20 protein-coding genes and 1 pseudogene are annotated in these 22083 nt (G+C 69.4%); 13 read left to right on the top strand and 8 right to left on the bottom strand.

The window, feature by feature from the left end; translation table 11 throughout:
• Nucleotides 1-632 precede the first annotated feature (632 nt).
• From AAIB33_RS16030 to AAIB33_RS16015, 4 genes are all read left to right on the top strand, one after another.
• Complete coding sequence (locus AAIB33_RS16030) at nucleotides 633-2405, top strand: hypothetical protein (protein WP_345800956.1); 1773 nt, start codon at nucleotides 633-635, stop codon at nucleotides 2403-2405.
• 305 nt (nucleotides 2406-2710) lie between these two features.
• Complete coding sequence (locus AAIB33_RS16025; RefSeq protein ID WP_345800955.1) at nucleotides 2711-3709, top strand: HNH endonuclease signature motif containing protein; 999 nt, start codon at nucleotides 2711-2713, stop codon at nucleotides 3707-3709.
• A gap of 731 nt (nucleotides 3710-4440) precedes the next feature.
• Nucleotides 4441-4998 (top strand): dihydrofolate reductase family protein, encoded by a 558-nt coding sequence (locus AAIB33_RS16020; protein ID WP_345800954.1) that lies wholly within the window; start codon nucleotides 4441-4443, stop codon nucleotides 4996-4998.
• 88 nt (nucleotides 4999-5086) lie between these two features.
• Nucleotides 5087-5680 carry a hypothetical protein gene (locus AAIB33_RS16015; RefSeq protein ID WP_345800953.1) on the top strand — a complete coding sequence of 198 codons (594 nt, stop codon included), beginning with the start codon at nucleotides 5087-5089 and terminating at the stop codon, nucleotides 5678-5680.
• Here AAIB33_RS16015 and AAIB33_RS16010 read toward each other — a convergent pair.
• The 4 genes from AAIB33_RS16010 to AAIB33_RS15995 form a co-directional block, all read right to left on the bottom strand.
• Entirely contained in the window at nucleotides 5667-6242 is a 576-nt protein-coding gene (locus AAIB33_RS16010) for a dihydrofolate reductase family protein (RefSeq protein ID WP_345800952.1), read from the bottom strand. The genes AAIB33_RS16015 and AAIB33_RS16010 overlap by 14 nt on opposite strands.
• 67 nt (nucleotides 6243-6309) lie before the next feature.
• Complete coding sequence (locus AAIB33_RS16005) at nucleotides 6310-7254, bottom strand: RNA polymerase subunit sigma-70 (protein ID WP_345800951.1); 945 nt, start codon at nucleotides 7252-7254, stop codon at nucleotides 6310-6312.
• Between the two features lie 66 nt (nucleotides 7255-7320).
• The gene (locus AAIB33_RS16000; RefSeq protein ID WP_345800950.1) at nucleotides 7321-7887 is read right to left on the bottom strand and encodes an NADPH-dependent FMN reductase; all 567 of its coding nucleotides are present in this window, start codon (nucleotides 7885-7887) and stop codon (nucleotides 7321-7323) included.
• 100 nt (nucleotides 7888-7987) lie between these two features.
• Nucleotides 7988-8845, bottom strand: coding sequence for a hypothetical protein (locus AAIB33_RS15995; RefSeq protein WP_345800949.1), 858 nt, complete (start codon nucleotides 8843-8845; stop codon nucleotides 7988-7990).
• Nucleotides 8846-9138: 293 nt separating this feature from the next.
• Here AAIB33_RS15995 and AAIB33_RS15990 point away from each other — a divergent pair, with 293 nt between their 5' ends.
• Nucleotides 9139-10062, top strand: coding sequence for a trypsin-like peptidase domain-containing protein (locus AAIB33_RS15990; RefSeq protein ID WP_345800948.1), 924 nt, complete (start codon nucleotides 9139-9141; stop codon nucleotides 10060-10062).
• A gap of 13 nt (nucleotides 10063-10075) precedes the next feature.
• On the opposite strand, the gene AAIB33_RS15985 is transcribed toward AAIB33_RS15990, so the two are convergent.
• Nucleotides 10076-10972: a LysR family transcriptional regulator gene (locus AAIB33_RS15985; RefSeq protein WP_345800947.1), complete on the bottom strand. Its 897-nt coding sequence runs from the start codon at nucleotides 10970-10972 to the stop codon at nucleotides 10076-10078.
• A 98-nt stretch (nucleotides 10973-11070) separates the two neighbouring features.
• Between AAIB33_RS15985 and AAIB33_RS15980 the strand changes: the two genes are divergently transcribed.
• On the top strand, nucleotides 11071-12006 hold the full coding sequence (locus AAIB33_RS15980; protein WP_345800946.1) for an aldo/keto reductase: 936 nt from the start codon (nucleotides 11071-11073) through the stop codon (nucleotides 12004-12006).
• 24 nt (nucleotides 12007-12030) lie between these two features.
• Here the strand turns inward: AAIB33_RS15980 and AAIB33_RS15975 are convergent, their stop codons facing one another.
• Entirely contained in the window at nucleotides 12031-12612 is a 582-nt protein-coding gene (locus tag AAIB33_RS15975; protein WP_345800945.1) for a flavin reductase family protein, read from the bottom strand.
• A gap of 153 nt (nucleotides 12613-12765) precedes the next feature.
• Here AAIB33_RS15975 and AAIB33_RS15970 point away from each other — a divergent pair, with 153 nt between their 5' ends.
• The 5 genes and pseudogenes from AAIB33_RS15970 (at nucleotide 12766) to AAIB33_RS15950 (ending at nucleotide 16782) form a co-directional block, all read left to right on the top strand.
• Nucleotides 12766-13308 (top strand): NAD(P)H-dependent oxidoreductase, encoded by a 543-nt coding sequence (locus tag AAIB33_RS15970; RefSeq protein ID WP_345800944.1) that lies wholly within the window; start codon nucleotides 12766-12768, stop codon nucleotides 13306-13308.
• A gap of 176 nt (nucleotides 13309-13484) precedes the next feature.
• Nucleotides 13485-14432, top strand: a pseudogene (locus AAIB33_RS15965) (pyridoxal-phosphate dependent enzyme); the annotation flags it as partial.
• A 56-nt stretch (nucleotides 14433-14488) separates the two neighbouring features.
• Entirely contained in the window at nucleotides 14489-15670 is a 1182-nt protein-coding gene (locus tag AAIB33_RS15960) for a cystathionine gamma-synthase (RefSeq protein ID WP_345800943.1), read from the top strand.
• Nucleotides 15671-15766: 96 nt separating this feature from the next.
• Nucleotides 15767-16444 (top strand): acyl-CoA synthetase, encoded by a 678-nt coding sequence (locus AAIB33_RS15955; protein WP_345800942.1) that lies wholly within the window; start codon nucleotides 15767-15769, stop codon nucleotides 16442-16444.
• Nucleotides 16441-16782 (top strand): amino acid transporter, encoded by a 342-nt coding sequence (locus AAIB33_RS15950; protein WP_345800941.1) that lies wholly within the window; start codon nucleotides 16441-16443, stop codon nucleotides 16780-16782. The genes AAIB33_RS15955 and AAIB33_RS15950 overlap by 4 nt, the downstream gene beginning before the upstream one ends.
• A 58-nt stretch (nucleotides 16783-16840) precedes the next feature.
• Here the strand turns inward: AAIB33_RS15950 and purB are convergent, their stop codons facing one another.
• Together purB and AAIB33_RS15940 are read right to left on the bottom strand one after the other, a co-directional pair.
• The gene (gene purB / locus AAIB33_RS15945) at nucleotides 16841-18277 is read right to left on the bottom strand and encodes an adenylosuccinate lyase (protein WP_345800940.1); all 1437 of its coding nucleotides are present in this window, start codon (nucleotides 18275-18277) and stop codon (nucleotides 16841-16843) included.
• A 38-nt stretch (nucleotides 18278-18315) separates the two neighbouring features.
• Complete coding sequence (locus AAIB33_RS15940) at nucleotides 18316-18822, bottom strand: low molecular weight protein-tyrosine-phosphatase (protein ID WP_345800939.1); 507 nt, start codon at nucleotides 18820-18822, stop codon at nucleotides 18316-18318.
• Between the two features lie 171 nt (nucleotides 18823-18993).
• Here AAIB33_RS15940 and AAIB33_RS15935 point away from each other — a divergent pair, with 171 nt between their 5' ends.
• Both AAIB33_RS15935 and AAIB33_RS15930 read left to right on the top strand, forming a co-directional pair.
• A complete protein-coding gene (locus AAIB33_RS15935) occupies nucleotides 18994-21717 on the top strand; it encodes an ExeM/NucH family extracellular endonuclease (RefSeq protein WP_345800938.1) in 2724 nt (907 codons plus the stop codon).
• Between the two features lie 113 nt (nucleotides 21718-21830).
• Nucleotides 21831-22082, top strand: coding sequence for a hypothetical protein (locus tag AAIB33_RS15930; protein WP_345800937.1), 252 nt, complete (start codon nucleotides 21831-21833; stop codon nucleotides 22080-22082).
• The last annotated feature ends 1 nt before the right edge of the window (nucleotide 22083 follow it).

Here is a 22083-nt window from a genome sequence, read left to right as displayed (position 1 = left end):
GACCCTGAAAGTTCACCCTGCTACACCAGCCTGCACTAGCTTGATTCACATACATCACTCATAGAACTCCCATAGAGCTGTCTTAGTGTACAAACGTCCTTTCCAGGGGACACAAGCGGCCGGGCGTGAGGGCAACTCCTCCCCCGGCCGCTGCTCTATACGCGGAGAAGCCACCTGGTGGGCGGGGCGCGATTAGCGACGTTCTGCTCGCGGCGCTCGAGCTTGAACTTTGTGATTCTGCGGTCATTGCTCAGGGCCATTCGAGGTGGTACCGAGAAATCATTGGTCAACGATAGCGACGAGTGTCCCGCCCACCGCTCGCGATCCGCCCGGAAGCCTGTTCGCCGAGCTCGGGATGTCGCGACTATCGTTTCCGATTCCCCGTGCTGTGGACGACGCGGTCGGATGGGCGCTAGCGGTCCCCAACCGATCAGTGCCCGCAAGGCGATCGGAACAATCAACGCGACGCATGGCCAGCGAACGACCAAAGCAAGCTCGCCGGTAGGGTGTTCCAAGTGCCGGAGGATCATCGGCGGTCGTCTGGGGTACCGCCGACCCGCACTCGACACCTGCGCGCCGAGCGATCGCGCACCCGCCCCCACCGCCGCGGCCCCGAACGAGACGAGCGAACAGTGACCGAGTCCGCGGCATCTGAGAAGCCGATCCTGCTCTTCCTGCACGGCGTCGGCAAGGTCGACCGCGATGATGCGTGGCGAGCACCGCTCGACGCGACATTGGCGCGCGTGGGATACCCCAACCTCGACTCGGTGGAGGTGATCGCTCCGAAGTACGCTCACATCCTGAAGGACTGGGATGAGAAGACCCGGCAGCCGGCCGTGACGATCAAGCAGCCGACGCGCGATGCGGCGCGGCAGAACCGTCGCGACTTCGAGAGACGTGTGTCGGCGGTCGAGTATCGCCTCACCGGTCAGAGTCAAGGAGGTGGCCTGGCGGCGCTCGACCTAGGCGTGAGCGGATCGGTCGATCTGCCGAGCTTCCGACAGGCTCGCAACTACGTCAGCATCGATGCCATACGCGCGCAGGTGCTGAAGCACATCCTGTCGAAGCTGCCTTCGTCGGGTCGGCTCGTGATCGTCGGGCACAGCCTGGGGTCGGTCATCGCCGCCGATCTGCTCCGATACCTACCCGTCGACCTTCGTGTGGACGGAATGGTGACGATCGGCAGCCCGCTCGCGAACGGCCGATTCGACGTCGATCGCATACGCGATGCGCTCAAGGAGCCCCCGTCGAACCTCGGATGGTGGGTGAACTTCTGGAACACGACCGACCTCGTGGCCGCCCACCGCGGTGTGTCATCGGTTTTCCCGTGGATGGTCGACTTCCGCATCAGCACCGGCGCACCGATGGGGAAGCGGGCACACTCGGCGAACGAGTACTTCGAAGCGGATGCCGTCGCCACCGCGGTCGGGTTCGCCCTGTTCGGCTCGCTGTCGAAAGACGTCGCACGGATCGACAAGGGCGTCGAGATCCCTCTCGACACGGCCGAGACGTACGCGCTCGCTGGCTTGCGCTATGCGTTCCTCATCACGGCCGGCCTCAAGGGAGATGTACGGGATCGGTACTCCGGCGCCCTCCGTGAGGTGCAGGCAACAGCGGTCGACCAGATTCGTCGGCGCAATGCATCCGAAGGGCGACAACTGCCCACTGCGATCGCGAGACTCGAGTTCGACCTGTCGGATCCCCGCGCGCCCGTTCCTGTCCCGAAGCCACCCGCGCACGTGACGAAAGAGGATGCGGTGGCAATGATGACAGCCCTCGCTTCGCAGAACGTTATCCGCCCGTTCGAGATCTCGGTCGACAGAGAGATCAAGCGTGAAGCGATGCGCAACCTGACGCGCGAGATGAGGCTCGGCGGGCAGTTCGGCACAGACGTCTTCGCCGCCGCGAAACAGGCGAGCGCGGCCCTCGATGTTCCCGGCGTGAATCTACTGAAGCTTGGAGTGCTCGGCGCCGGTGCGGTCGCGCTCGCCGTTATACCCGGCGGTTTCATGCTCGCGGGCGGGATGGTCGGAAGCCTGCTAGCTGCCGGAACTCTCGCTGCTGCGACGGGCATCACCGTCGCGAACGGGCTCGCGAGCGCGAACACGTCGGCGGAAGCTCTCGAGGCGATCGTCGAGCAGCGCCTCTCGACCGAGATCCTGCGCAAGAAGCAGGGTCTAGAGCCCGACCCGACGGCGTGGCGGACACTCGTCGAGACCGAGATGGAGCTGCGCCGGGAGTACGAGCGGCTGGACGAGTTCTCCGACGAATCGGCCCCCGGGCTGAAGGAACTGAAGCGCAAGGTCTCGACGATCGAGCGCGCCATCAAGCACCTGCGCGATCAAGGCCTTGAGCCCGGCATCCCGGAGGCCGACGAGCCCGACGATGCCGACGAGGGTGCTTAGGTGGCGGGCCCAACCTCCCCTACGGCGTAAAGCCTCATCGGGAACTCCTTGCGCGAGCTGTGCTCCAATTCCACCATGCGCGACAGGAGCATGGAGGGCCGTCATGATTGAGGCCCGCACAGGCGCCACGTTGAGAGCCTGCTGAGGATCCAGGCCCGTCTCCACGCAATGCCCGCTCCAGGATCGGCGACGAAATTGCCCCGTGCAACTAAGTCTGCGCAGCCGAGTACTGGCCAGGAATGTCGGAGGGGCTCTGCCAAGATCGAGAGGTTGACCACGTCCACTCGTCTTGGGGAGACCATTACATGCCGAGACCACTCTTCATAACCCTGCTCATCGCGCTGCCGATCATCTTGGGCGGAGCGACCCAGAACGGCTGGGTGTTCGTTATCACGCTCGCTGCGGTGCTCATCGCGAACCCGATCATTCGTACGATACGGAAGAATCGGTACTTCGGGTCGGAGCAGTTCCAGGGTCTCAAGGCGGAGGTGACTTCAATCGTCGCCGAGCACAACGACGTAGTGAACTATGTCGCTGAGATCCGATCGCAGGGATCATTCGAGCTGGGCGCCTCGACTACCGGGCAGCACGCGCACCTGGCGTCGTTCCAGAACACCTCGGCATGGAACAACCGGCGTGACCGGAACGTCGCTGAGTATGCCCCGCACGTGCACAACGCCTCGCTGCAGGTCATCCGAAACGCAAGCCAGGAGCCGATCAAGTACCTAATGAAGTACTTCGGGATCAAGGCAGATCAGGCAACTCTTGCCGATGTCCAGCGAGTCTCGAACGACATCGCCCGGCTTGAAGAAGCCGTCGGCAACGTGCACGGTCGCGAGGCCGACATCGCGGCGAAGATCAATCCGCCGAAGTTCATCATGAAGCACTACGCGAACGAGTTCTGGGACCAGGTCGGGGTGCACCTGTCGCCCATCCACGTTCCGTACCCCAAATACAAGTTTCAGTACACCTCGGCGGGTGGAAATGCCGGCCAGGTGACGAACATCGAACTCAACTCTCCGACACTCGAAGCGCTCTCAGAGACACTTGTCGAGAAGATCCGCTGGACGAAATCTGCAGCCGGCCAGCGTGCGCTGATGACCACGCGCCTTCGCAACGGCATCAAGTCGCGCGACAACTACACCTGCCTTCAGTGCGGTATCTCGGTGGCCGAGGAACCGCACCTGCTCCTCGAGGTTGACCACATCATGCCTGTCTCGAAGGGTGGTCTTAGCGTGCCCGAGAACTTGCAGACTCTCTGCTGGCGATGCAACCGCACCAAGGGCGCAAAGATCATCGGCTGACCCCCTTACGACGAGAGACCCGGCTCCCTTCGGCGCCGGGTCTCGTGTTCTGCCCTCGTCGCCGATGGCGGCATCGTGTTCGCCGACTGCCGTCCCTGATCCGCGAGACATCGGGACATACATCGCTCGGGAGTCGCTCCCCTTCCGCGCACTGCCCGTTCAGGGATCCGCACCGAGACACCTTCGACCACCCGAGTGGGTCGACCTCTCGCGGGAAACTGCCGGGCACGACGATCGACACCCGTCGCCATGACGTAGCAGCTCATCCGGGGTCGATCGGTCACCCGTAAGATGACGGCGCTGGACATCGTCGAGGCAGCCCGCGAGGGGCTCCGATTCGCCTTGCCCCGCCGGGATGCGACGAACCCTGAATCGTTCGTTCGGTGCGGGGCGCGCTTGTTGCACGGCTGCATACACCGGGGCGGTGTCGTCGATGGAGTTTGGAACGGCCGCAGCGCCAGCGACTCGAGGGCAGCCGTTGCAGCGCTTCACCGACATGGCCGGTGGGGCCATAGCGAGCCACCGGCGTCGAGCGGTCTCCCAGGTGCGCGCGATACGCTGGTCGGGATAGGCGAACTTCTCATTCGTCTCGCCCCGGCTGTGTGGTAACGGTCGGGGCTTCTTCTTCGCTCGGCGGCTTCGCCCTGCCGGGGCCACGGGACGATGGGGTGCCGCGGCGACCGATCTCTGCAACCCTGGACGGTATTCAGCCACCGCGCCAGGGAGACTCCATGCTGATCTATTCGATGGGCGTATCGGCCGACGGGTTCATCAGCGACCGGGAGGGCGGCTTCGACTGGGGCGCGCCCGACGAGGAGCTCTTCGCGTTCCATCTCGAGCGGGTCGCGGGGCTCGGCGCGCACGTCTCAGGGCGACGTCTCTACGAGGCGATGCTCCCGTGGGAGACCGACCCGGCGATGCGGGCGACGCCACTGTACGCCCGGTTCGCCGACGTCTGGTCCGAGCTTCCCAAGGTCGTCTTCAGCCGCACCCTCGACCGCGTCGAGGGGAACGCGCGGCTCGCCGAGGCATCCCTCCCCGACGAATTGTCGACAGTGCTCGCCGGCACCGGCCGGAACGTCGAGGTCGGCGGCGCGACGCTCGCCGCCCAGGCGATCGAGGCGGGCTTCGTCGACGAGTTCCGGATCTTCCGCTACCCGATCGTGGTCGGCGGGGGCACGCCGTTCTTCCCGCCGCTCGCCCGGCAGATCCCGCTCGAGCTGCTCGAGTCGCGCACCTTCCAGTCGCGGGTCGTCTACGAGCGATACCGGCGCGCGCCCCACGACTGAAGCCGGGCCGGCGTGCACAGCCGGACGATGACGCCGGCGGGCCCATGGTTAGGTGGATGGGCACCGATACGGAAGGTTCCCCCGCAAGATGCGTCTGCACCGCCTGCTCCCCGCCGCCACCGTCGCCCTCGCCGCCGGGCTCGCTCTCGCCGCGTGCTCGAGCCCATCCGAGGCCGAGCCGGAGTACGACGTCATCGACGTCGGCTCCGCCCCCGCCGAGGCCACCGCTCCCGGCACGACGCTGAAGATCGGCGAGACGGCGTGGATCCTCGATGAGGACAGCGGCCAGCTCGTCGGCACGACGGTGCGCGAGGTGCGCGAGCTCGATCCCGACGCGATCGAGGGCTTCGCCGACAACGACGACTTCGCCGGCTACACCCCGTACGCCGTCGTGACCCAGTCCGACGCCGACCAGGTGTCGCCGATCGACGTGCTGCCCATCGACGAGGCGGGCGAGACGACGAGCTGGATGGGAAGCACGATCGGCAACGCCGCGATGGGCGACGCGGACGCGTGCGGCATCGCTCTGCCCGAATCCACCTCGACCGTGAGCCTGCAGTGTTTCGTGGCGCTCTCCAAGACCGGGCCGGTCGTCGGAGCGGTCTACAACGGGTCGGAGCGCGACGATTTCTTCGCGGACTCCGATCACCCGTTCGCCGCGACCCCCATCACGTGGCGCTGACCGGGAGCGGCACGCGCGTCGAAAAGATCGTCAGGCACGCCGGTCCGACGTGCTCCACCGATCGGAGTGCAAGCTCCGCGGCATCCGGGAACAGCGTTCTCCCCGCGCCCGTCGCGAGCGGGAAGGTGAGCAGACGGTACTCGTCGATGAGGTTGGCCTCGCGCAGCTGCGCGATGACTGACCCGCTGCCGATCACGACGATGTCGCGACTGGCGAGGGTGCCAGTGACCCAGTCATCGAGAGGCGCCGGCACCGCCGCGGAGTTCGTCCACTGATCCGGGTCGATGGGCCGACTCGTCACGACGGCCTTCGCGGCACGGTTCATCGCCCGCGAGAACTCGTCGTCGCGTCGCGGCCAGAGAGTCGAGAAGTGCTCCCACGTGCGACGCCCGAAGAGCAGCACACCTGATTGGAGGATGCCGCCGAGCCGGAACTTGTCGCCTGCGACCCCCTGCGGTCCGAAGCGCATCGCCCAGCCGCCGAACGGCGTGCCGTCGCTGCCGTCGGGGTCTTCGACCACTCCGTCGAGCGTGATGAACTGCACGACGATCAACCGTCCCATGTCGTCCTCCTGATTCCGGGCCCGCGGAAAGGGCCTCACCAGGTCATACGAACGGGATGCCGCGAACTCATCGCACGTCCCGGGTCTCCTCCGGGAGCGCCGCCTCGAACAGCCCGAACAGGCGAGGGTCCTGGTACACGAGCACATGGTCGATCGCGCTGTCTCCGTCGAACAGCTGCAGTGTGTGCGGCTCGCGGCCCTCGGCCGTGACGCGGTACAGGAGGAAGCCCGGCTGCCCGTTCGCGGAGGTGAGCGCGGTGGACCACGACGTTCCCCGCCACTCGAAGAGATGCGCCATGAACGCGGCGAACGGCGCGCGCCCGCGCGACCACTGCGGCACCGGCGGCATCTCGAAGACGACGTCATCGGCCACGAGAGCGGCGAGGGCCGCGACATCCGCACGCTCGATCGCCTGCGCGTACCGCTCGACGGCGGAGGGTGCGAGGTCGTGCGGGCGGACCGTGCCCTCCTGCACCGCCGCGCGGGCGCGTTGCAGCGCCGAGTTCACCGCGGCGACGGAGGTGTCGAGCGCGACCGCGGCCTCGGCCGCCGCGAGCCCGATGACATCGCGCAGCACGAAGGCGCCGCGCTGCAGCGGCGACAGCGTCTGGAGCATCGCCGTGACGGCGAGTCGCACGTCGGAGCGCCGCTCCACACGGTCTTCGACATCGGACGGGATGCCCCACCCCGCCGGCGCCGGCATGAGCCACGGCACGTCCAGCGCCGGGACGAGCGGTGCGCCGACCTCGAGACCGGGATCCCGGAGGTCACGGGGAAGAGGCCGCCGCGGAGCAGCGCGGAGGCGGTCGATGCACACGTTGTGCGCGATCCGGTAGCACCACGTGGAGAAGCTCGCGCGCTCGGGCGAGAAGGAGTCGCGCGACCGCCAGATGCGCTCCAGGGCGTCGTGCGCGGCATCCTCCGCGTCGAACGGAGATCCGAGCAGCTGGTAGCAGTAGCCGAGCAGTCCGCGCCGGATGCCCGCCAGGTCGCCTTCGTCGAACGCCGCCACGCCGCGATCCTACGGGCCTTGTCGGTCCCCTTCGCCCTCCGCCGGGTCCCCGAGCCTGTCGAGGGGTCAGCTGCGCGGGAGCACCGTCAGCACGCGCTGGATGTGCTCGCGGAACTCGGCCATGTACGCCCGCAGGAACTCCGCCGTCTTCTCGTTCGTCACGGTGCCGTCGTTGCCGAAGTCCTCGCGGTGGAACTTCACGTACGCCTCGGGTGCCGTCATCTGCCGGGCATTGCAGAAGCTCAGGACGGCGCGCAGGCTCTGCTGGGCGAGCGCCGTGCCGAGCGAGCCGATCGACGCCCCGATGACGGCGGCGGGGATGTGGTCGAACGAGTTCTTGCCGTACGGTCGCGACGCCCAGTCGATCGCGTTCTTCAGCGCGCCGGGGATCGACCGGTTGTATTCGGGCGTCACGAAGAGCACGGCATCCGATGCGGCGATCGCCTCTTTGAGCTCGCGCGCCTGCGGAGGGTAGTCCTCGTCGTAATCGGGGCTATAGAGCGGCAGGTCGCGGATCGAGATCTCGCTGAACTCGAGGTCGTCCGGCGCGAGCGCGATGAGCGCCTGCGAGAGGATGCGGTTGATCGACCGCGACGACAGACTGCCGACGAAGTACCCCACCTGATATGCCATGACTTCTCCTTTCGCTCCCCAGCCCAGCCTGGCCTCGCCGCGCGGCGATCGCACCCCCTTGACGTCGGCAGGGTGGGATGCCGCGACCGCTGACCTCTCGTCAGGCGTGGCCCATTCGGCGCCACACGATCACGCCGGCGCCGAGGACGAGCAGCGCAGCCGCACCGAGCAGAGTTCGGGAGAGGTCCGCATCGCCGGTGGCCGCGAGTGCGCTCGCGGAATCCGCCGTCGCCGCGATCGCGGTGAGGGAGACCGACGAGGAGCGAGTCAGGCCCCGGCCCGCGCCGACCGCCGAGGTCAGCGGAACGGCGCAGGCCTCGTCGGTGAACGCGTGGGTCCAGGAGTAGAGGTATCCGCCGTCGTCGGCGGCGGTCCAGCCGGCGGGCAGTTCGGCGACCACGTAGCCCTCGTTGGTGTTCGCGATGACGTCGTGGTCGGTCGGGTCCCCGGGGTGCGCCCAGCGGTAGTGGATGCCGACGGTGTCGGCCGGAAGGACCGCGCGGTCGTCCGCGGTGCCGCAGGCATCCACCCAGGTCGGCGCCATGAGGCTCACCCTCATCGGCTCCGCCGTGCCGCACGGGACGTCCGTGAATCGGTACGTCCACGTGTAGAGATACTCCCCGTCGAGCGGGCTCCAGCCCGCGGGCAGATCGGAGACCACGTAGCCGACGTTGGTGTTCGCGATGACGTCGTGGTTGCGGCTGTCCTCCGGCTGTGCCCAGCGGTAGTGGATGCCGAGGGTGTCGGCCGGGAGCACGGCGCGGTCGTCGGCGGTGCCGCACGGATCGACCCATGTGGGCGCCGCGATGGTCGCGACGACAGGGGAGACAGCATCCTGTGTCGTGGCGCTCGCGTCGGGCGCAGAGCCGTTCTCAGCCAAGGCGGGGGATGCAAGGGCGATCGCCAGCACGATGCCGACGCCGAGCCCGATTCCGGCGCGTCTGGTTCCCTTCCTCATCTCCTTGTCTTTCCGCCCGGCCCGCGGCGGACTGGTTCGCGCGCCGTGCCGTACCGCGCGGAGATGCGTGGGAACGCCCGGTGTCGCCCACCGATCGGATGCTCGCCTCGAGTGAGAGCGGAGCTCGACGGACGCAGTCGGGTAGGTACGTCGTGGGTGCGCTTGACGGAGATTGTGCGGCCCCCGCGTTCGCCGGACCACCCCCTTGCACCGGGGGCGTATTCGTGGCAGGAGCGCGTGCGCCCACCGCGAACACCGCCCCCGGGCACCGTCCCCGGGCACAAGATCGTGGCGTGGACGACGACTCGGTGCTGGATGCGTACTCGCGAGCGGTGACGGCGGTCGCGGCATCCGTGCTCCCCTCCGTCGCGGCCGTCTCGGTGCGCACTCCGCGGGGTGCGGGAGGAGGAAGTGCGTCCGTGATCTCGACCGACGGCCATCTGCTCACGAGCGCCCACGTCGTGGAGGGCGCGAATCGGGTCTCGGTCGCCTTCGCCGACGGCACGGAGCTGCCGGCGTCCGTGGTCGGCAGCGACGTCCTCTCCGACCTCGCGGTGCTGCGCGCGGACGGCGAGACTCCGGCACCCGTGCCGTGGGGCGACGCCTCAGCGCTGCAGGTCGGGCAGCTGGTCGTCGCCCTCGGCAATCCGCTCGGGCTCGCCGGCAGCGTGACGGCGGGAATCGTGTCCGCGCTCGGGCGCTCGCTGCCCACGCGAGCCGGGCGCGTCATCGACGAGGTGATCCAGACGGATGCCGCGCTCAACCCCGGCAACAGCGGCGGGGTCCTCGCGGACAGCCGCGGGCGCATGATCGGCGTCAACACGGCGGTGGCCGGAATCGGTCTCGGGCTCGCCGTGCCGATCAATCCGACGACGCGCGCCATCATCGACTCGCTGCTCGTGGCGGGGCGGGTGCGGCGCGCGTGGCTCGGCGTCGCGGGAGCGCAGGTGCCCCTCGCGCCGGCGGTCGCCGCGAAGGTGGGCGCGAAGACGGGGATGCAGGTCGCGTCCGTGGTGGAAGGAAGCCCCGCCGACCACGCCGGCGCGCGTCGCGGCGACATCGTGATCGCGCTCGACGGCCAGCCCATCACGACGGTGACGGGCGTGCAGCGTCAGATGGTCGAGGGCGCGATCGGCCGGCGCATGGAGATGACGCTCTGGCGCAACGGAGCCCTCGTCGACGTCGTGGTGGAGCCGGAGGAGCTCCGGACGCCCTGACCCCAATGGTCCGTCACGCCGCCTGCGGCGACTCCTCGGCGGCAGGGTCCTCCGTGATCTCGAGCAGGCGCGGCGCGAGGCTCGCGGCACTCGTCACGACGGCCGACACGACCCAGTCCGCCGACTCCCCCGGCGTCAGGTCGACCGACGGGAGCAGCCGGGCCTCGGGCTTGTGCGCGACGTGCTGCGGCACGAGGGCCACGCCGAGTCCGCGGCGGACGAGGTCGATGAGCGTGTGCACGTCATCGACGCTGCACCGGACGGCCCGCGTCAGGCCGCGCCGGGCGAAGGCCGCGTCGTTGAGCCGGCGGACGCCCCACGACGGGCGGAAGTCCACGAAGTCGCTCGTGCTCAGCTGTGACAGCGACACCGTCGAGTGTGCGGCGAGGGGGTGGTCGGACGGGCACAGCAGCACGACCGGACGGCGTCCGAGCTCAAGGGTCTGCAGCGTCGGCGGAAGCTCGATGCCGCCCACGAACGCGATGTCGAGCTCGTCGTCCTGCACGAGGTCGACGAGGTGGTGCGAGCCCGCCTGCATGAACTGGATGTCGACGGCCGGATACCGGCGGTGGAAGCGCTCGAGCAGCAGGTTGACGTCGACCGAGCCGAGGCACTGCTCCGACCCCACGCGGAGAGATCCCGCGAGCTGATGAGACGACCGGACGACGGCATCCCGCGCCGCCGCCGTCTGGGCGAGGATCTCGCGCGCGTGCGGGATGAGCGCCGTGCCGGCTGTCGTCGGCACGACCGACCGCGTCGTGCGGTCGAACAGCTTGGTGCCGAGCTCGGTCTCGAGCCGGCGGATCGCGGCCGAGAGTCCGGACTGCGAGACGCGGCACCGCTCGGCCGCTCGCGTGAAATGCTGCTCCTCCGCGAGGGCCACGAAGTACTCCAGCTGACGCTGCTCCATTCATACCGCCTGGTTCTGAATCACATGACTTATAGTCGTTGGACTTCTAGGGTGCCGCTATCTACCGTGAAAGGGCAAGAGAGAGGACCCGCTCCCCCATGAAGACCATCGCCCTCGAAGGCATCGACCGCCCCGCGCCCAACGTCGTGCTCGGCCTCATGCGCATCGCCGAGCTGGACGACGACGCCGTTCGCGCACTCGTCTCGACCGCGCGCGACGCCGGCATCGACTTCTTCGACCACGCCGACATCTACGGCGGCGCGCTGCACGCCTGCGAGCGGCGCTTCGCCGAGGCGCTGCAGCTCTCCCCGTCCGACCGCGAGCAGATCACGATCCAGACGAAGTGCGGCATCGTGCCCGACGGCCCGTACTTCGACTTCTCGTACGAACACATCATCGCCTCGGTCGAGGGCTCGATGCGTGCCCTCGAGACCGACTACCTTGACATCCTGCTCCTGCACCGTCCCGACGCGCTCGTCGAGCCCGACGAGGTCGCCCGTGCGTTCGACGAGCTCGCGGATGCCGGCAAGGTGCGCGCGTTCGGCGTCTCGAACCACACCCCCGGCGAGATCGACCTGCTGAAGGCATCCGTCCGCCAGCCCCTCGTCGCGAACCAGCTGCAGCTGTCGATCACGCACGCGCCGATCATCGCGCAGGGGGTCGCGGCCAACATGCAGGGCACCGAGCAGTCGCTCACGCTCGACGGCGGCGGGATCGTCGACTACTGCCGCCTCAACGGCATCACGATCCAGGCGTGGTCGCCCTTCCAGGCCGGCTTCTTCACGGGCGTCTTCCTCGACAACCCCGAGTTCGCCGAGCTCAACGCCGTGATCGACCGCCTCGCTGCGGCGTACGACGTGCCGCCGCTCGCGATCGCGACGGCGTGGATCACCCGGCATCCCGCGAACATGCAGGTCGTGCTCGGCACGACGACGCCCGAGCGGGTGTCGGCGGCGGCGCAGGGGTCGGACATCCCGCTCACGCGGGCGGAGTGGTACGAGCTGTTCCGCGCGGCGGGCTACCGGGTGCCGTAGCGGGCCGGGTCGCTTCCCCGCGGGTCAGTCGAGGCGCGAGTGGTCGCCGAGGCGGTGCCAGGTGCGGTTGTGGTACACCAGCGCATTGCCGTGGTCGCCGGGGTCGACGTCGCGGGCGATGCTCGACTGCAGCGCGTGCGCCGCGATGACCGTCGAGCCGCCGGCATCCATCCGGTTGATGACCGCGCAGCGCACCCACGCCCGCACCCCGTGGTAGACCGGCTCGCCCGTGACGAGACGCGACCAGCGATCGCCGTCGGCGAAGCGGTCGATGCCGCTCGTCGAGCCGATGCGCGCCACGTCGATGTCGTCCGCATCCAGAAGGTGCACGACGACGGTGTCGGCGGCGAGCACGGCCGGGGCCGCCGACGAGATGGCCGAGACCGAGAAGACGAGGAGCGGCGGCTCCGCGCTCACCGACGAGACCGACGTGGCCGTGAGGGCCACGGGACCCGAGCCGCTGTCGGCCGTGATGACCGCGACGCCGCCCGGGTGGCCGCGGAAGAGCGCCTTGAAGTCGTCGGCGGGCAGCGACCCCGCGGCGCGCGCCGGGTGGTCGTGGTGCGACGCGACGGGCGTGGGGGCGACGGGGATCGGCTGCGACATGACGGCGACGCTAGCCCGGGCGCCCGGGCGGACCGGCGGCGGAATGAAACACGCGGAAACCCACGACGTCCGCGACGCAACACGGCGTAACCGTGACACACACTCGGCAACCCGGGTCGCGACCGGCGCATGATCCGGGCGAGGATGCCGAGCATGACCCTCGTCGTGACCGCCGTCTCCGGCAGCCTCCGCGCCCCCGGCTCCACCAGCGTCCTGCTCGAGGGCATCCTCACACGCATCGCCCGTGACCGGGAAGTCGATGCCGAGGTCATCGAGCTGAGCTCGCTCGCCGTCGACATCGCCGCCGCCCTCACGGGTGCCGAGCGCAGCGCCGCGCTGCAGTCGGCGCTCGAGCGGCTCGGGCGCTCCGACCTCGTCGTCGTCGGCACGCCCATCTACCGCGGCTCCTACACCGGTCTGTTCAAGTCGTTCTTCGACCTCGTGCACCAGGACGCCCTCGAGGGGGTGCCCGTACTGCTCGCCGCCGGCGGCGGCAACGACCAGCACACCCTCGCGATCGACCACGAGCTGCGCCCGCTGTTCGCGTTCTTCCGTGCGCTCGCGGCACCGGTCGGGGTCTACGCCCGCCCGACGGACTACTCCGACGGGCGCATCGCGAGCGACAGCCTCGTGACGCAGATCGAGCGGGCGGTCGACGCCTCCCTCCCCCTCATCAGGGGCACCGTCGACGCCTGACGTCCTGTGACGTAGCGTGAGGTTACGTAACAAACGCGCCGTGGCGCCTGTGCGCCCCTAAGCTCTCGACCGTGCTGACCTGTCGCTGTTGTCGCTGAGTGCTTTCGCACCGCTCACCGACCCCACACGACAGTCCCGCGCGATCTGAAGCGCGGCCTCACACTTAGGACACCCCCGTGCGATACGCGCAGAGCGTCGCCGACCTCGTCGGCAACACCCCCCTCGTCCGCCTCAACCACGTCACCGCCGGCATCGGCGCCACGGTGCTCGCGAAGGTGGAGTACTTCAACCCCGGCGGCTCGTCGAAGGACCGCATCGCGGCCAACATCATCGACGCGGCCGAACGGGACGGCCTGCTGAAGCCCGGCGGCACGATCGTCGAGCCGACGAGCGGCAACACGGGCGTCGGGCTCGCCCTCGTCGCCCAGCAGCGCGGCTATCGCTGCGTCTTCGTCGTACCCGACAAGGTCGCGGAGGACAAGCGCGCCGTGCTCCGGGCCTACGGCGCCGAGGTGGTCGTCACGCCGACGGCGGTCGAGCCCGACGACCCGCGGTCGTACTACAGCGTCTCCGACCGGCTGACCAGTGAGATCCCGGGCGCCTACAAGCCCAACCAGTACGCCAACCAGAACGGGCCGCGCAGCCACTACGAGACGACGGGTCCGGAGATCTGGCGCGACACCGAGGGGCACGTGACGCACTTCGTCGCGGGCGTCGGCACGGGCGGCACGATCACGGGAACGGGACGCTTCCTGAAGCAGGCATCGGCCGGCGAGGTCCGCATCGTCGGGGTCGACCCGGTGGGGTCGATCTATTCCGGCGGCCCCGTGCACGGCTACGACGTCGAGGGCGTGGGCGAGGACTTCTGGCCCGAGGCGTACGACCCGTCGATCGTCGACGAGATCCACCGCATCAGCGACGCCGAGTCGTTCGCGATGACGCGCCGCCTCGCCCGCGAGGAGGGCCTCCTCGTCGGCGGGTCGAGCGGCATGGCCGTCGTCGGGGCGCTGCGCGCCGCGCGCGACCTCCCCGACGACGCCGTCGTCGTCGTGCTCCTCCCCGACCACGGGCGCGGCTACCTCAGCAAGCTCTTCGACGACGACTGGATGACGGCGCACGGGTATTCCCTGAACGGCATCGAGTCGATGGATGCCGAGACCGACGACGCAAGGAGCGCTCTGTGAGCGACGAGCCCACCCTTCCCACCTCCCGCGTCCGTGCTCGCGGCTTCGAGAGCCTCGCGGTGCACTCGGGGCAGATCGCCGACCCCACGACGGGTGCAGTCATCCCTCCCGTGCACTTCTCGACCACGTATGTCCAGGACGGCATAGGCGGATTGCGGCACGGCTTCGAATACGGCCGCAGCGGCAACCCGACACGGACGGCACTCGAGCGCCAGCTCGCCGCGATCGAGGGCGGCACGCACGCGTACTCCTTCGCGTCAGGCCTCGCCGCGGAGGACGCGCTCCTGCGCGCCGCGCTCGAGCCGGGCGATGAAGTGCTGCTCGGCAACGACGTGTACGGCGGCACCTATCGCCTGATCTCGCGCGTGCTCGGGCCGTGGGGCGTCAAGGTGCGCGTCATAGACATGCACGATCTCGACGTCGTGCAGGCGAGTCTCGCCGAGCGCCCCGCGAAGATCGTGTGGGTCGAGACGCCGAGCAATCCGCTCTTGAAGATCACCGACATCGCGGGCCTCGCACGGCTGGGACACGAGGCCGGTGCGCTCGTCGTGGTGGACAACACGTTCGCCTCGCCCGCCCTGCAGCAGCCCATCGGGCTCGGCGCCGACGTCGTCGTTCACTCCGCGACGAAGTACCTCGGCGGCCACTCCGACGTCGTCGGCGGCGCGCTCGTGATCGAGGACGACGAGCTGGCCGAGAAGGTCAAATTCCTGCAGTTCGCGGTGGGCGGCGTGTCGGGCCCGCTGGACGCGTGGCTCACCACCCGGGGCATCAAGACGCTCGCCATTCGGATGCAGCGGCACAGCGAGAACGCATCGGCCGTCGCTTCATTCCTCTCGGCGCATGACCGGGTCGCGAAGGTCTACTACCCCGGGCTCGCCGACCACCCGGGACACGACGTCGCCGCTCGGCAGATGTCCGCGTTCGGCGGCATCGTGTCGCTCGCGCTCGCCGACGGGCCGACCGCCCGGCGCTTCGTCGAGTCGACCAGCATGTTCCAGCTGGCCGAGTCGCTCGGCGGCGTCGAGTCGCTGGTCAACTACCCGGACGAGATGACCCACAAGTCCGTGCGCGGGACCGACCTCGCGGTGCCCGAGGAGGTCGTGCGCCTGTCGGTCGGGATCGAGTCGGTCGACGACCTCATCGCCGACCTCGAGCACGCGCTGGCGTCGCTCTAGGGATCGGGGTCGACCCCTCGCCGAGCTCCGGACGGGGGGTGCCCGGCGGCGACCTAGACTGGAGGCATCCCTTCCGTCGTGTCTCCCGAGTCAGTCGTGTCATCATCAAGCGCCCCGCGCACCTTCGAGGTGCGGCATGTGCAGCTCGCGCGCGCCGTCTTCGCGGCGCTCGCCGCGGCAATGATCACGTTCTCACCCGACCACTCGGCCGCGATCGGGATGTCGGTCTTCAGCGGCTGGGCGATCGCGACGTCGATCGTCTTCTTCGTCGCGATCTGGCTCGTCTATCCCGCGGGTCGCCGGTGGCCGTTCGTGCTCCTCGGCATCGTCACCGTCATAGCGGGCATGGTGGGCGGCGTCTCGACGTGGCGCACGACGACGATCTTCTTCGTCGTTGTGATCGTCTGGGCTCTGCTCGCGGGCGTCATCGAGCTCGCGTCCGGCATCCGCTCGCGGCGTGAGCTTCGCGGGTCCGCCGACCTGCAGGCCCGCGGCGAAGCGCGTGATGCCATCACGGTCGGGATCATCACGATCCTCCTCGGCCTCGGCCTGCTGTTCGTCCCGACGCAGTACGCGCTGCGGTACTACATCGCCGACGCGGGGCAGTCCTTCACGCTCACCGGCACCACGATCGGCGTGGGGATCTTCGGCGGATACGCCGCCATCATCGCCGTCTACCTCGCGATCGCGGGCTTCTCGCCCCGCCGGTCGCCTTCCGTCGAGCCGTCCGCAGAGGACGCGCCCGCGGCATCCGATCAGGGAAGTCCGTCATGACCGACCACAAGCCGACCCGCCGCGATCTCATGAAGCCCGTGCAGCTGCTCGGGCTCGCGTTCGCCGCCGCCGTCTTCGCAGGCATCGTGACGCTCGTCTCGATGGGCTTCTTCCAGGCGAAGCCGGCCGCCGACATCGAGCGCGCGCTCGTCGTCGCGGCGATCGCCGCCGGCGTCTCATTCATCGCCGTGCTGCTGATCGTGTCGCTGCTGCTCCTCGCCGTCGACCCTGCGCAGATCCAGAAGCAGGTCGACCGCCCCGTGCTCCTCCCCGACGAGCACGCCGGCGACGCCCCGGCCGCCGGGGACGAGCCCGCGGGCGACCAGCCGCGCTCCTAGTTCTCGCAGCCGCGGGCCGGGCCGCGGACGAGAAGACCGCGAGCGACCAGCCGCGCTCCTAGACCGACGAGCGGGGCTCGGCCTCGGGCTCGAGCTCCTCGTCGAGCACGTCGACGAGCTCGGACGCGATGCCCGTGTAGGTCGCGGGGGTCAGCGCGAGCAGGCGCTCCTTGGCCTCGTCGCCGATCTCGAGACCGCGCACGAACTCGGCGAGCTCGGCCGCGCCGACGCGGCGGCCGCGCGTGAGCTCCTTGAGCAGCGCGTAGGGGTCGGTGATGGTCGAGCGGCCGGCGACGACCTCGGCGCGCACGGCCGTCTGGATCGCCTCGCCGAGCACCTCCCAGTTGCCGTCGAGGTCGGCGAGCAGCACGTCCTCGGCGAGCGAGATCTCGCCCAGGCCGCGCTGCAGGTTGTCCAGCGCGAGGAGGGAGTGGCCGAGGGCGACGCCGATGTTGCGCTGCGTCGTCGAGTCGGTCAGGTCGCGCTGCAGGCGGCTCGTGACGAGGGTCTGCGCCAGCGTCGCGAGAAGGCCGCCCGAGATCTCGAGGTTCGCCTCGGCGTTCTCGAACCGGATCGGGTTGATCTTGTGCGGCATCGTCGATGACCCCGTCGCACCGGCGACCGGGATCTGGGTGAAGTAGCCGATCGAGATGTACGTCCAGATGTCGGTCGCGAGATTGTGCAGGATGCCGCCCGCGTGGCGGATGCGGTCGTACAGCTCGACCTGCCAATCGTGCGACTCGATCTGGGTCGTCAGCGGGTTGAAGCCGAGATCGAGGGACTCGATGAACTCCTGCGAGACGATCGGCCACGCGACGTCGGGCTCCGCGGCGAGGTGCGCAGACCACGTTCCGGTCGCGCCCGAGAACTTCGCGAGGAAATCGGATGCCGCGACCTGCGCCGCGACGCGCTCGAGGCGCCACGCGAAGACGGCGAGCTCCTTGCCCATCGTCGTGGGGGTCGCCGGCTGACCGTGCGTGCGGGACAGCATCGCGGCATCCCGATGCTTCTCGGCGAGAGCGCGCAGGGACGCGATCACCGCACGGAGCTTCGGGAGCCACACCTCTTCGACGGCGCGCTTGACCGTGAGGGCGTAGGCGGTGGAGTTGATGTCCTCGCTCGTGCAGGCGAAGTGCGTCAGCTCGGCGATGCCGTCGAGGCCGAGCTGGGTGAGCCGGTCGCGCACGAGGTACTCGACGGCCTTGACGTCGTGCCGCGTGACCGCCTCGCGCTCGGCGAGCCACTGGATCTCGTCGGGCCCGAAGTCGAGGTAGAGCACCCGCAGCCGGTCCTTCTCGGTCTCGCCGAGCGGCGTCGTGCCGAACAGCGAGCGGTCGGTGAGGGCGATGAGCCACTCGACCTCGACCTCGACGCGGGCGCGGTTGAGGCCCGCTTCGGAGAGGTACTCGCCGAGTCCCGAGACGGCGGCGCGATAGCGGCCGTCGAGGGGGCTGAGGGGCTGAACACCCAGGGGCTGGTCGGAGGAGATGGTCACGGGACTCCCGTCGGGCCTTCACGCGAGACCGCGCCGAGTCAGACGGCGGGTCGTATCGCGGGTTCGAGCTGCCGGAAGAGCGCCCGGCTCGCGCTCTCGATCATACCGAGCACCTCGTCGAACATTCCGGGACCCGCGTAGTACGGGTCGGGCACGTCGAGACTGCGCGCCGACGGATCGAACGACATGAGCAGCGCGATCTTGTCGGCGTCGGTCTCGCCGGGCGCCCAGCCCTTGAGGATGCGCTCGTGGCTGCGGTCGAGCGCGACGACGAGGTCGTTGTGCGCGAAGTCGGCGAGGGTGAACTGGCGGGCCCGGTGATGCGAGCCGTCGTAGCCGCGGCGGGTGAGCGCCTCGATCGTGCGCTGATCGGCCCGCTCCCCGACGTGCCAGTCGCCGGTGCCGGCGCTCGTCGAGCCGACGCGATCGCGCAGGCCCGCGGCATCCGCGAACCCCCGGAACACGACCTCCGCCATGACCGACCGGCAGATGTTGCCGGTGCACACGAAGACGACCCGGAAGGGATCGGCGGCGCTCGCGGTCATGCGGTCCATTCTCTGCCCAGACGGCGGCCGCGCGCACGGCCGAAATCCGGTTCACTACCGTTCACCGCGCCGTCACCACAAGGTCTACCGCTCCCCGCCCCTCTCGCCTACGGTGTGCACCGGGAGAGGCTCACGAGGCCTCTCTTTCCATGTGCTCGCCAAGGAGGTCCCGTGCATCGTCTCGTCCGTCCATCCGTCTATCTCGCCGCGGGAGCCGTCGTCCTCGGCGCCCTCGTGGCCGCACCCCCGGCCACGGCGGCCGAGCCCGCACCGCTCTTCCTGAGCGAGGTCGTCGAGGGTCTCAGCAACAACAAGGCCGTCGAGGTCTACAACCCCACCGACGCCGCCGTGCCCCTGGCGGGTTACCGGCTCGACTTCTTCTTCAACGGATCGTCCTCCGCGGGTCTCCAGGTCCCGCTCACGGGCACACTCGCCTCGCACGACGTCTTCGTGCTCGCGAGCACCCTCGCCAACCCCGCGATCCTCGCGCAGGCCGACCTCACGACCTCGCAGGCGCTCTTCAACGGCGACGACGCGATCGCACTGACCAAGGACGGTCAGATCCTCGACGTGTTCGGACAGATCGGAACCGACCCCGGGAGCTTCTGGGGCTCGGGCAACGACATCACGCAGGACCGCACCCTGCAGCGCAAGGCCGACAGCTGCGGCGACCCCAACGGCTCCGACGCCTTCGTCCCGACGGCTCAGTGGAACATCCTCCCGACCGACACCGTGTCGGGTCTCGGCTCCCACACCTCGACGTGCCCCGGAACCGTCGACCCGGGCGACCCGGGCGACCCCGATCCCGTCGCCGGGTGCACCCTCGCTCCGACTCCCATCGGGGCCGTGCAGGGTGCGGGGGATGCCTCTCCCGTCGCCGGCTCCGTCGTGCGGGTGCAGGGCACCGTCGTCGGCGACTTCCAGACCGGCGGCTTCGACGGCTTCTTCCTGCAGGATGCCGGCGACGGGAACCCCGCCACGTCTGACGGCGTCTTCGTGTACCGCAACGACGCCGACAACACACCCGGCAACGGCGAGGGCGCGCTCGACGTGTCGGTCGGCGACGTCGTGAGCGTCGCGGGCGTCGTGAGCGAGTTCCAGGGGCTCACCGAGATCACCGCGAACGGCATGGAGATCTGCGACACGGATGCCGCGCTGCCGGCTCCCGCCGCCTTGACGCTTCCCGCGACCGACGCTCAGCGCGAGGCGCTCGAGAGCATGTACGTCACCGTGCCGCAGGACCTCGCGATCCTCGAGTACTTCGAGTTCGCGCGCTACGGCACGATCGATGCCGGCCTGACGCGGCAGTATCAGCCGACGGCGACCTTCGACGCGGGGACGCCCGAGGCGGCGGCGCTCGCCGCGGCGAACCTCGTCGAGCGCATCACGATCGACGACGGGCGCTCGCTGCAGAATCCGTCGCCCGCCCTTCACCCGAACGGTCAGCCGTTCACGCTCGAGAACTCGTTCCGGGGCGGCGACGTGCTGGCGTCGGTGACGGGTGTGCTCGATCAGCGCGTGCGCAGCGCCGACGGGCAGACGAGCTACGGCATCCAGCTCACGAAGCCCGCCGGGTTCCGGGTCGAGAACCCGCGGCCCGCGGTGCCGACGGTCGGCGGCGACCTGAAGGTGTCGAGCTTCAACGTGCTCAACTTCTTCACCACGATCGATCCGACGCCGACGAATTCCAACGACGACGACTACACCCGTGGCGCGGACACCGTGGAGGAGTTCCAGCGGCAGGAGGCGAAGATCGTGGCGGCCCTCTCGGCCATCGACGCCGACGTCTTCGGTCTCATGGAGATCGAGAACAACGGCTCGACGACCGATCCGGCGAGCTCCGCGGTCGCGGAGCTGACCCGGGCGCTCAACGCGAAGGTCGGCGGTGATGTGTACGGCTTCGTCAACACCGGCAAGGTGGGCACCGACGCCATCACGACGGCGTTCCTCTACAAGAAGGCCACCGTGCAGCCGCTCGGCGACTTCGCGCTGCTGACGTCGGCGGTCGACCCGCGGTTCATCGACACGCTGAACCGGCCGGCCCTCGCGCAGACCTTCGGGCGTGTGAGCGACGACGCCGCCGTGACGGTCGTCGTGAACCACCTGAAGTCGAAGGGATCGGCGTGCCCCGGCGACCCCGACGCGGGAGACGGTCAGGGCAACTGCAACGGCGTTCGCACCGCGGCCGCGCAGGCGATCACCGACTGGCTCGCGACCGACCCCACGGGCCAGGGCACGGGCGACCGTTCGCTCATCATCGGCGACCTCAACTCGTACGACAAGGAGGACCCCATCCGGGCCTTCGAGGCGGCCGGGTACACCGATCTGCTGCTGAAGTATCAGGGGGAGGATGCCTACTCCTACGACTTCGACGGGCAGCTGGGCTACCTCGACCACGCGCTGGCCGGGCCCGGCCTCGTCGCCGACGTGACGGGCGCCGCGCCGTGGAACATCAACGCCGACGAGCCGAGCATCCTCGACTACGACATGTCGTTCAAGCAGCCGCTCGAGGACGCGCTCTGGGCGCCCGACCCGTACCGGTCGAGCGACCACGACCCGGTCATCGTCGGCATCGACCTGCCCGAGCCCGACACGACGGCGCCGACCCTCGTGGTCACGCCGTCGGAATCGCGCATCTTCCCGCCCAACAGCGCGCTGCGCCCGCTCACGATCGACGTCACGGCGACCGATGACAGCGGCGGGCCGGTCACGGTCGAGCTCGTCGAGGCGACGGCGTCCGGTGCGAAGAAGGCCGAGGTCGTGACGGTGAGCGACACGTCGTTCCAGGTGCGGGCCGTGAACAAGGCGGTCTACACCTTCACGTACCGGGCGACGGATGCCGCGGGCAACAGCACGACGGCGACGGCGAAGGTGGTGGTCGGCCCGGCCGGCTGAGCCGACGGGGAGGAGGGCTCAGCGCCTCCTCCCCAGGTGCGTCGAGCGGCGCGTTCTCCCGAGGTTCCGGGAGGGCGCGCCGCTCGCGTGCGCGTCGACGCCAGGCTCGACGCATGCACCTGACAGTGACGACGCGCCACGCCCCCGCCGGACTCCTTCCCGAGGCGCGCCGCAGGCTCGACGCGACCACGACGGCGCTCCACCGGCTTCAGCACGACACCGCGTGGGAGTGCGAGGCGGCGCGCGCGTACCGGTCGAAGCTCGCCGAGCTCATCGCCGACCTCGACGCCGTGCGGCGCGACACCCTCGTGCTCGAGCACGATGTGCGTGCCGCGTGGCAGTCGTCGCTCGCCGGAGCGTGGTGAC

It is taken from the genome of Microbacterium sp. AZCO, from assembly GCF_039614715.1.
GTDB lineage: Bacteria > Actinomycetota > Actinomycetes > Actinomycetales > Microbacteriaceae > Microbacterium.
Note: the sequence above shows the minus strand (reverse complement) of the source record. Positions and strands in the feature narration are given on the sequence as shown.

Excerpts from the sequence above, each read along its gene's own strand:
- AAIB33_RS15975 (WP_345800945.1), bottom strand. The coding sequence starts at position 12,612 with ATGTCGCAGCCGATCCCCGTCGCCCCCACGCCCGTCGCGTCGCACCAC.
- AAIB33_RS15985 (WP_345800947.1), bottom strand. The coding sequence starts at position 10,972 with ATGGAGCAGCGTCAGCTGGAGTACTTCGTGGCCCTCGCGGAGGAGCAG.
- AAIB33_RS15995 (WP_345800949.1), bottom strand. The coding sequence starts at position 8,845 with ATGAGGAAGGGAACCAGACGCGCCGGAATCGGGCTCGGCGTCGGCATC.
- AAIB33_RS15940 (WP_345800939.1), bottom strand. The coding sequence starts at position 18,822 with ATGACCGCGAGCGCCGCCGATCCCTTCCGGGTCGTCTTCGTGTGCACC.
- AAIB33_RS15930 (WP_345800937.1), top strand. The coding sequence starts at position 21,831 with ATGCACCTGACAGTGACGACGCGCCACGCCCCCGCCGGACTCCTTCCC.
- AAIB33_RS15950 (WP_345800941.1), top strand. The coding sequence starts at position 16,441 with ATGACCGACCACAAGCCGACCCGCCGCGATCTCATGAAGCCCGTGCAG.
- AAIB33_RS16015 (WP_345800953.1), top strand. The coding sequence starts at position 5,087 with ATGCGTCTGCACCGCCTGCTCCCCGCCGCCACCGTCGCCCTCGCCGCC.
- AAIB33_RS15970 (WP_345800944.1), top strand. The coding sequence starts at position 12,766 with ATGACCCTCGTCGTGACCGCCGTCTCCGGCAGCCTCCGCGCCCCCGGC.
- AAIB33_RS16010 (WP_345800952.1), bottom strand. The coding sequence starts at position 6,242 with ATGGGACGGTTGATCGTCGTGCAGTTCATCACGCTCGACGGAGTGGTC.
- AAIB33_RS16025 (WP_345800955.1), top strand. The coding sequence starts at position 2,711 with ATGCCGAGACCACTCTTCATAACCCTGCTCATCGCGCTGCCGATCATC.
- AAIB33_RS16020 (WP_345800954.1), top strand. The coding sequence starts at position 4,441 with ATGCTGATCTATTCGATGGGCGTATCGGCCGACGGGTTCATCAGCGAC.
- AAIB33_RS16000 (WP_345800950.1), bottom strand. The coding sequence starts at position 7,887 with ATGGCATATCAGGTGGGGTACTTCGTCGGCAGTCTGTCGTCGCGGTCG.
- AAIB33_RS15980 (WP_345800946.1), top strand. The coding sequence starts at position 11,071 with ATGAAGACCATCGCCCTCGAAGGCATCGACCGCCCCGCGCCCAACGTC.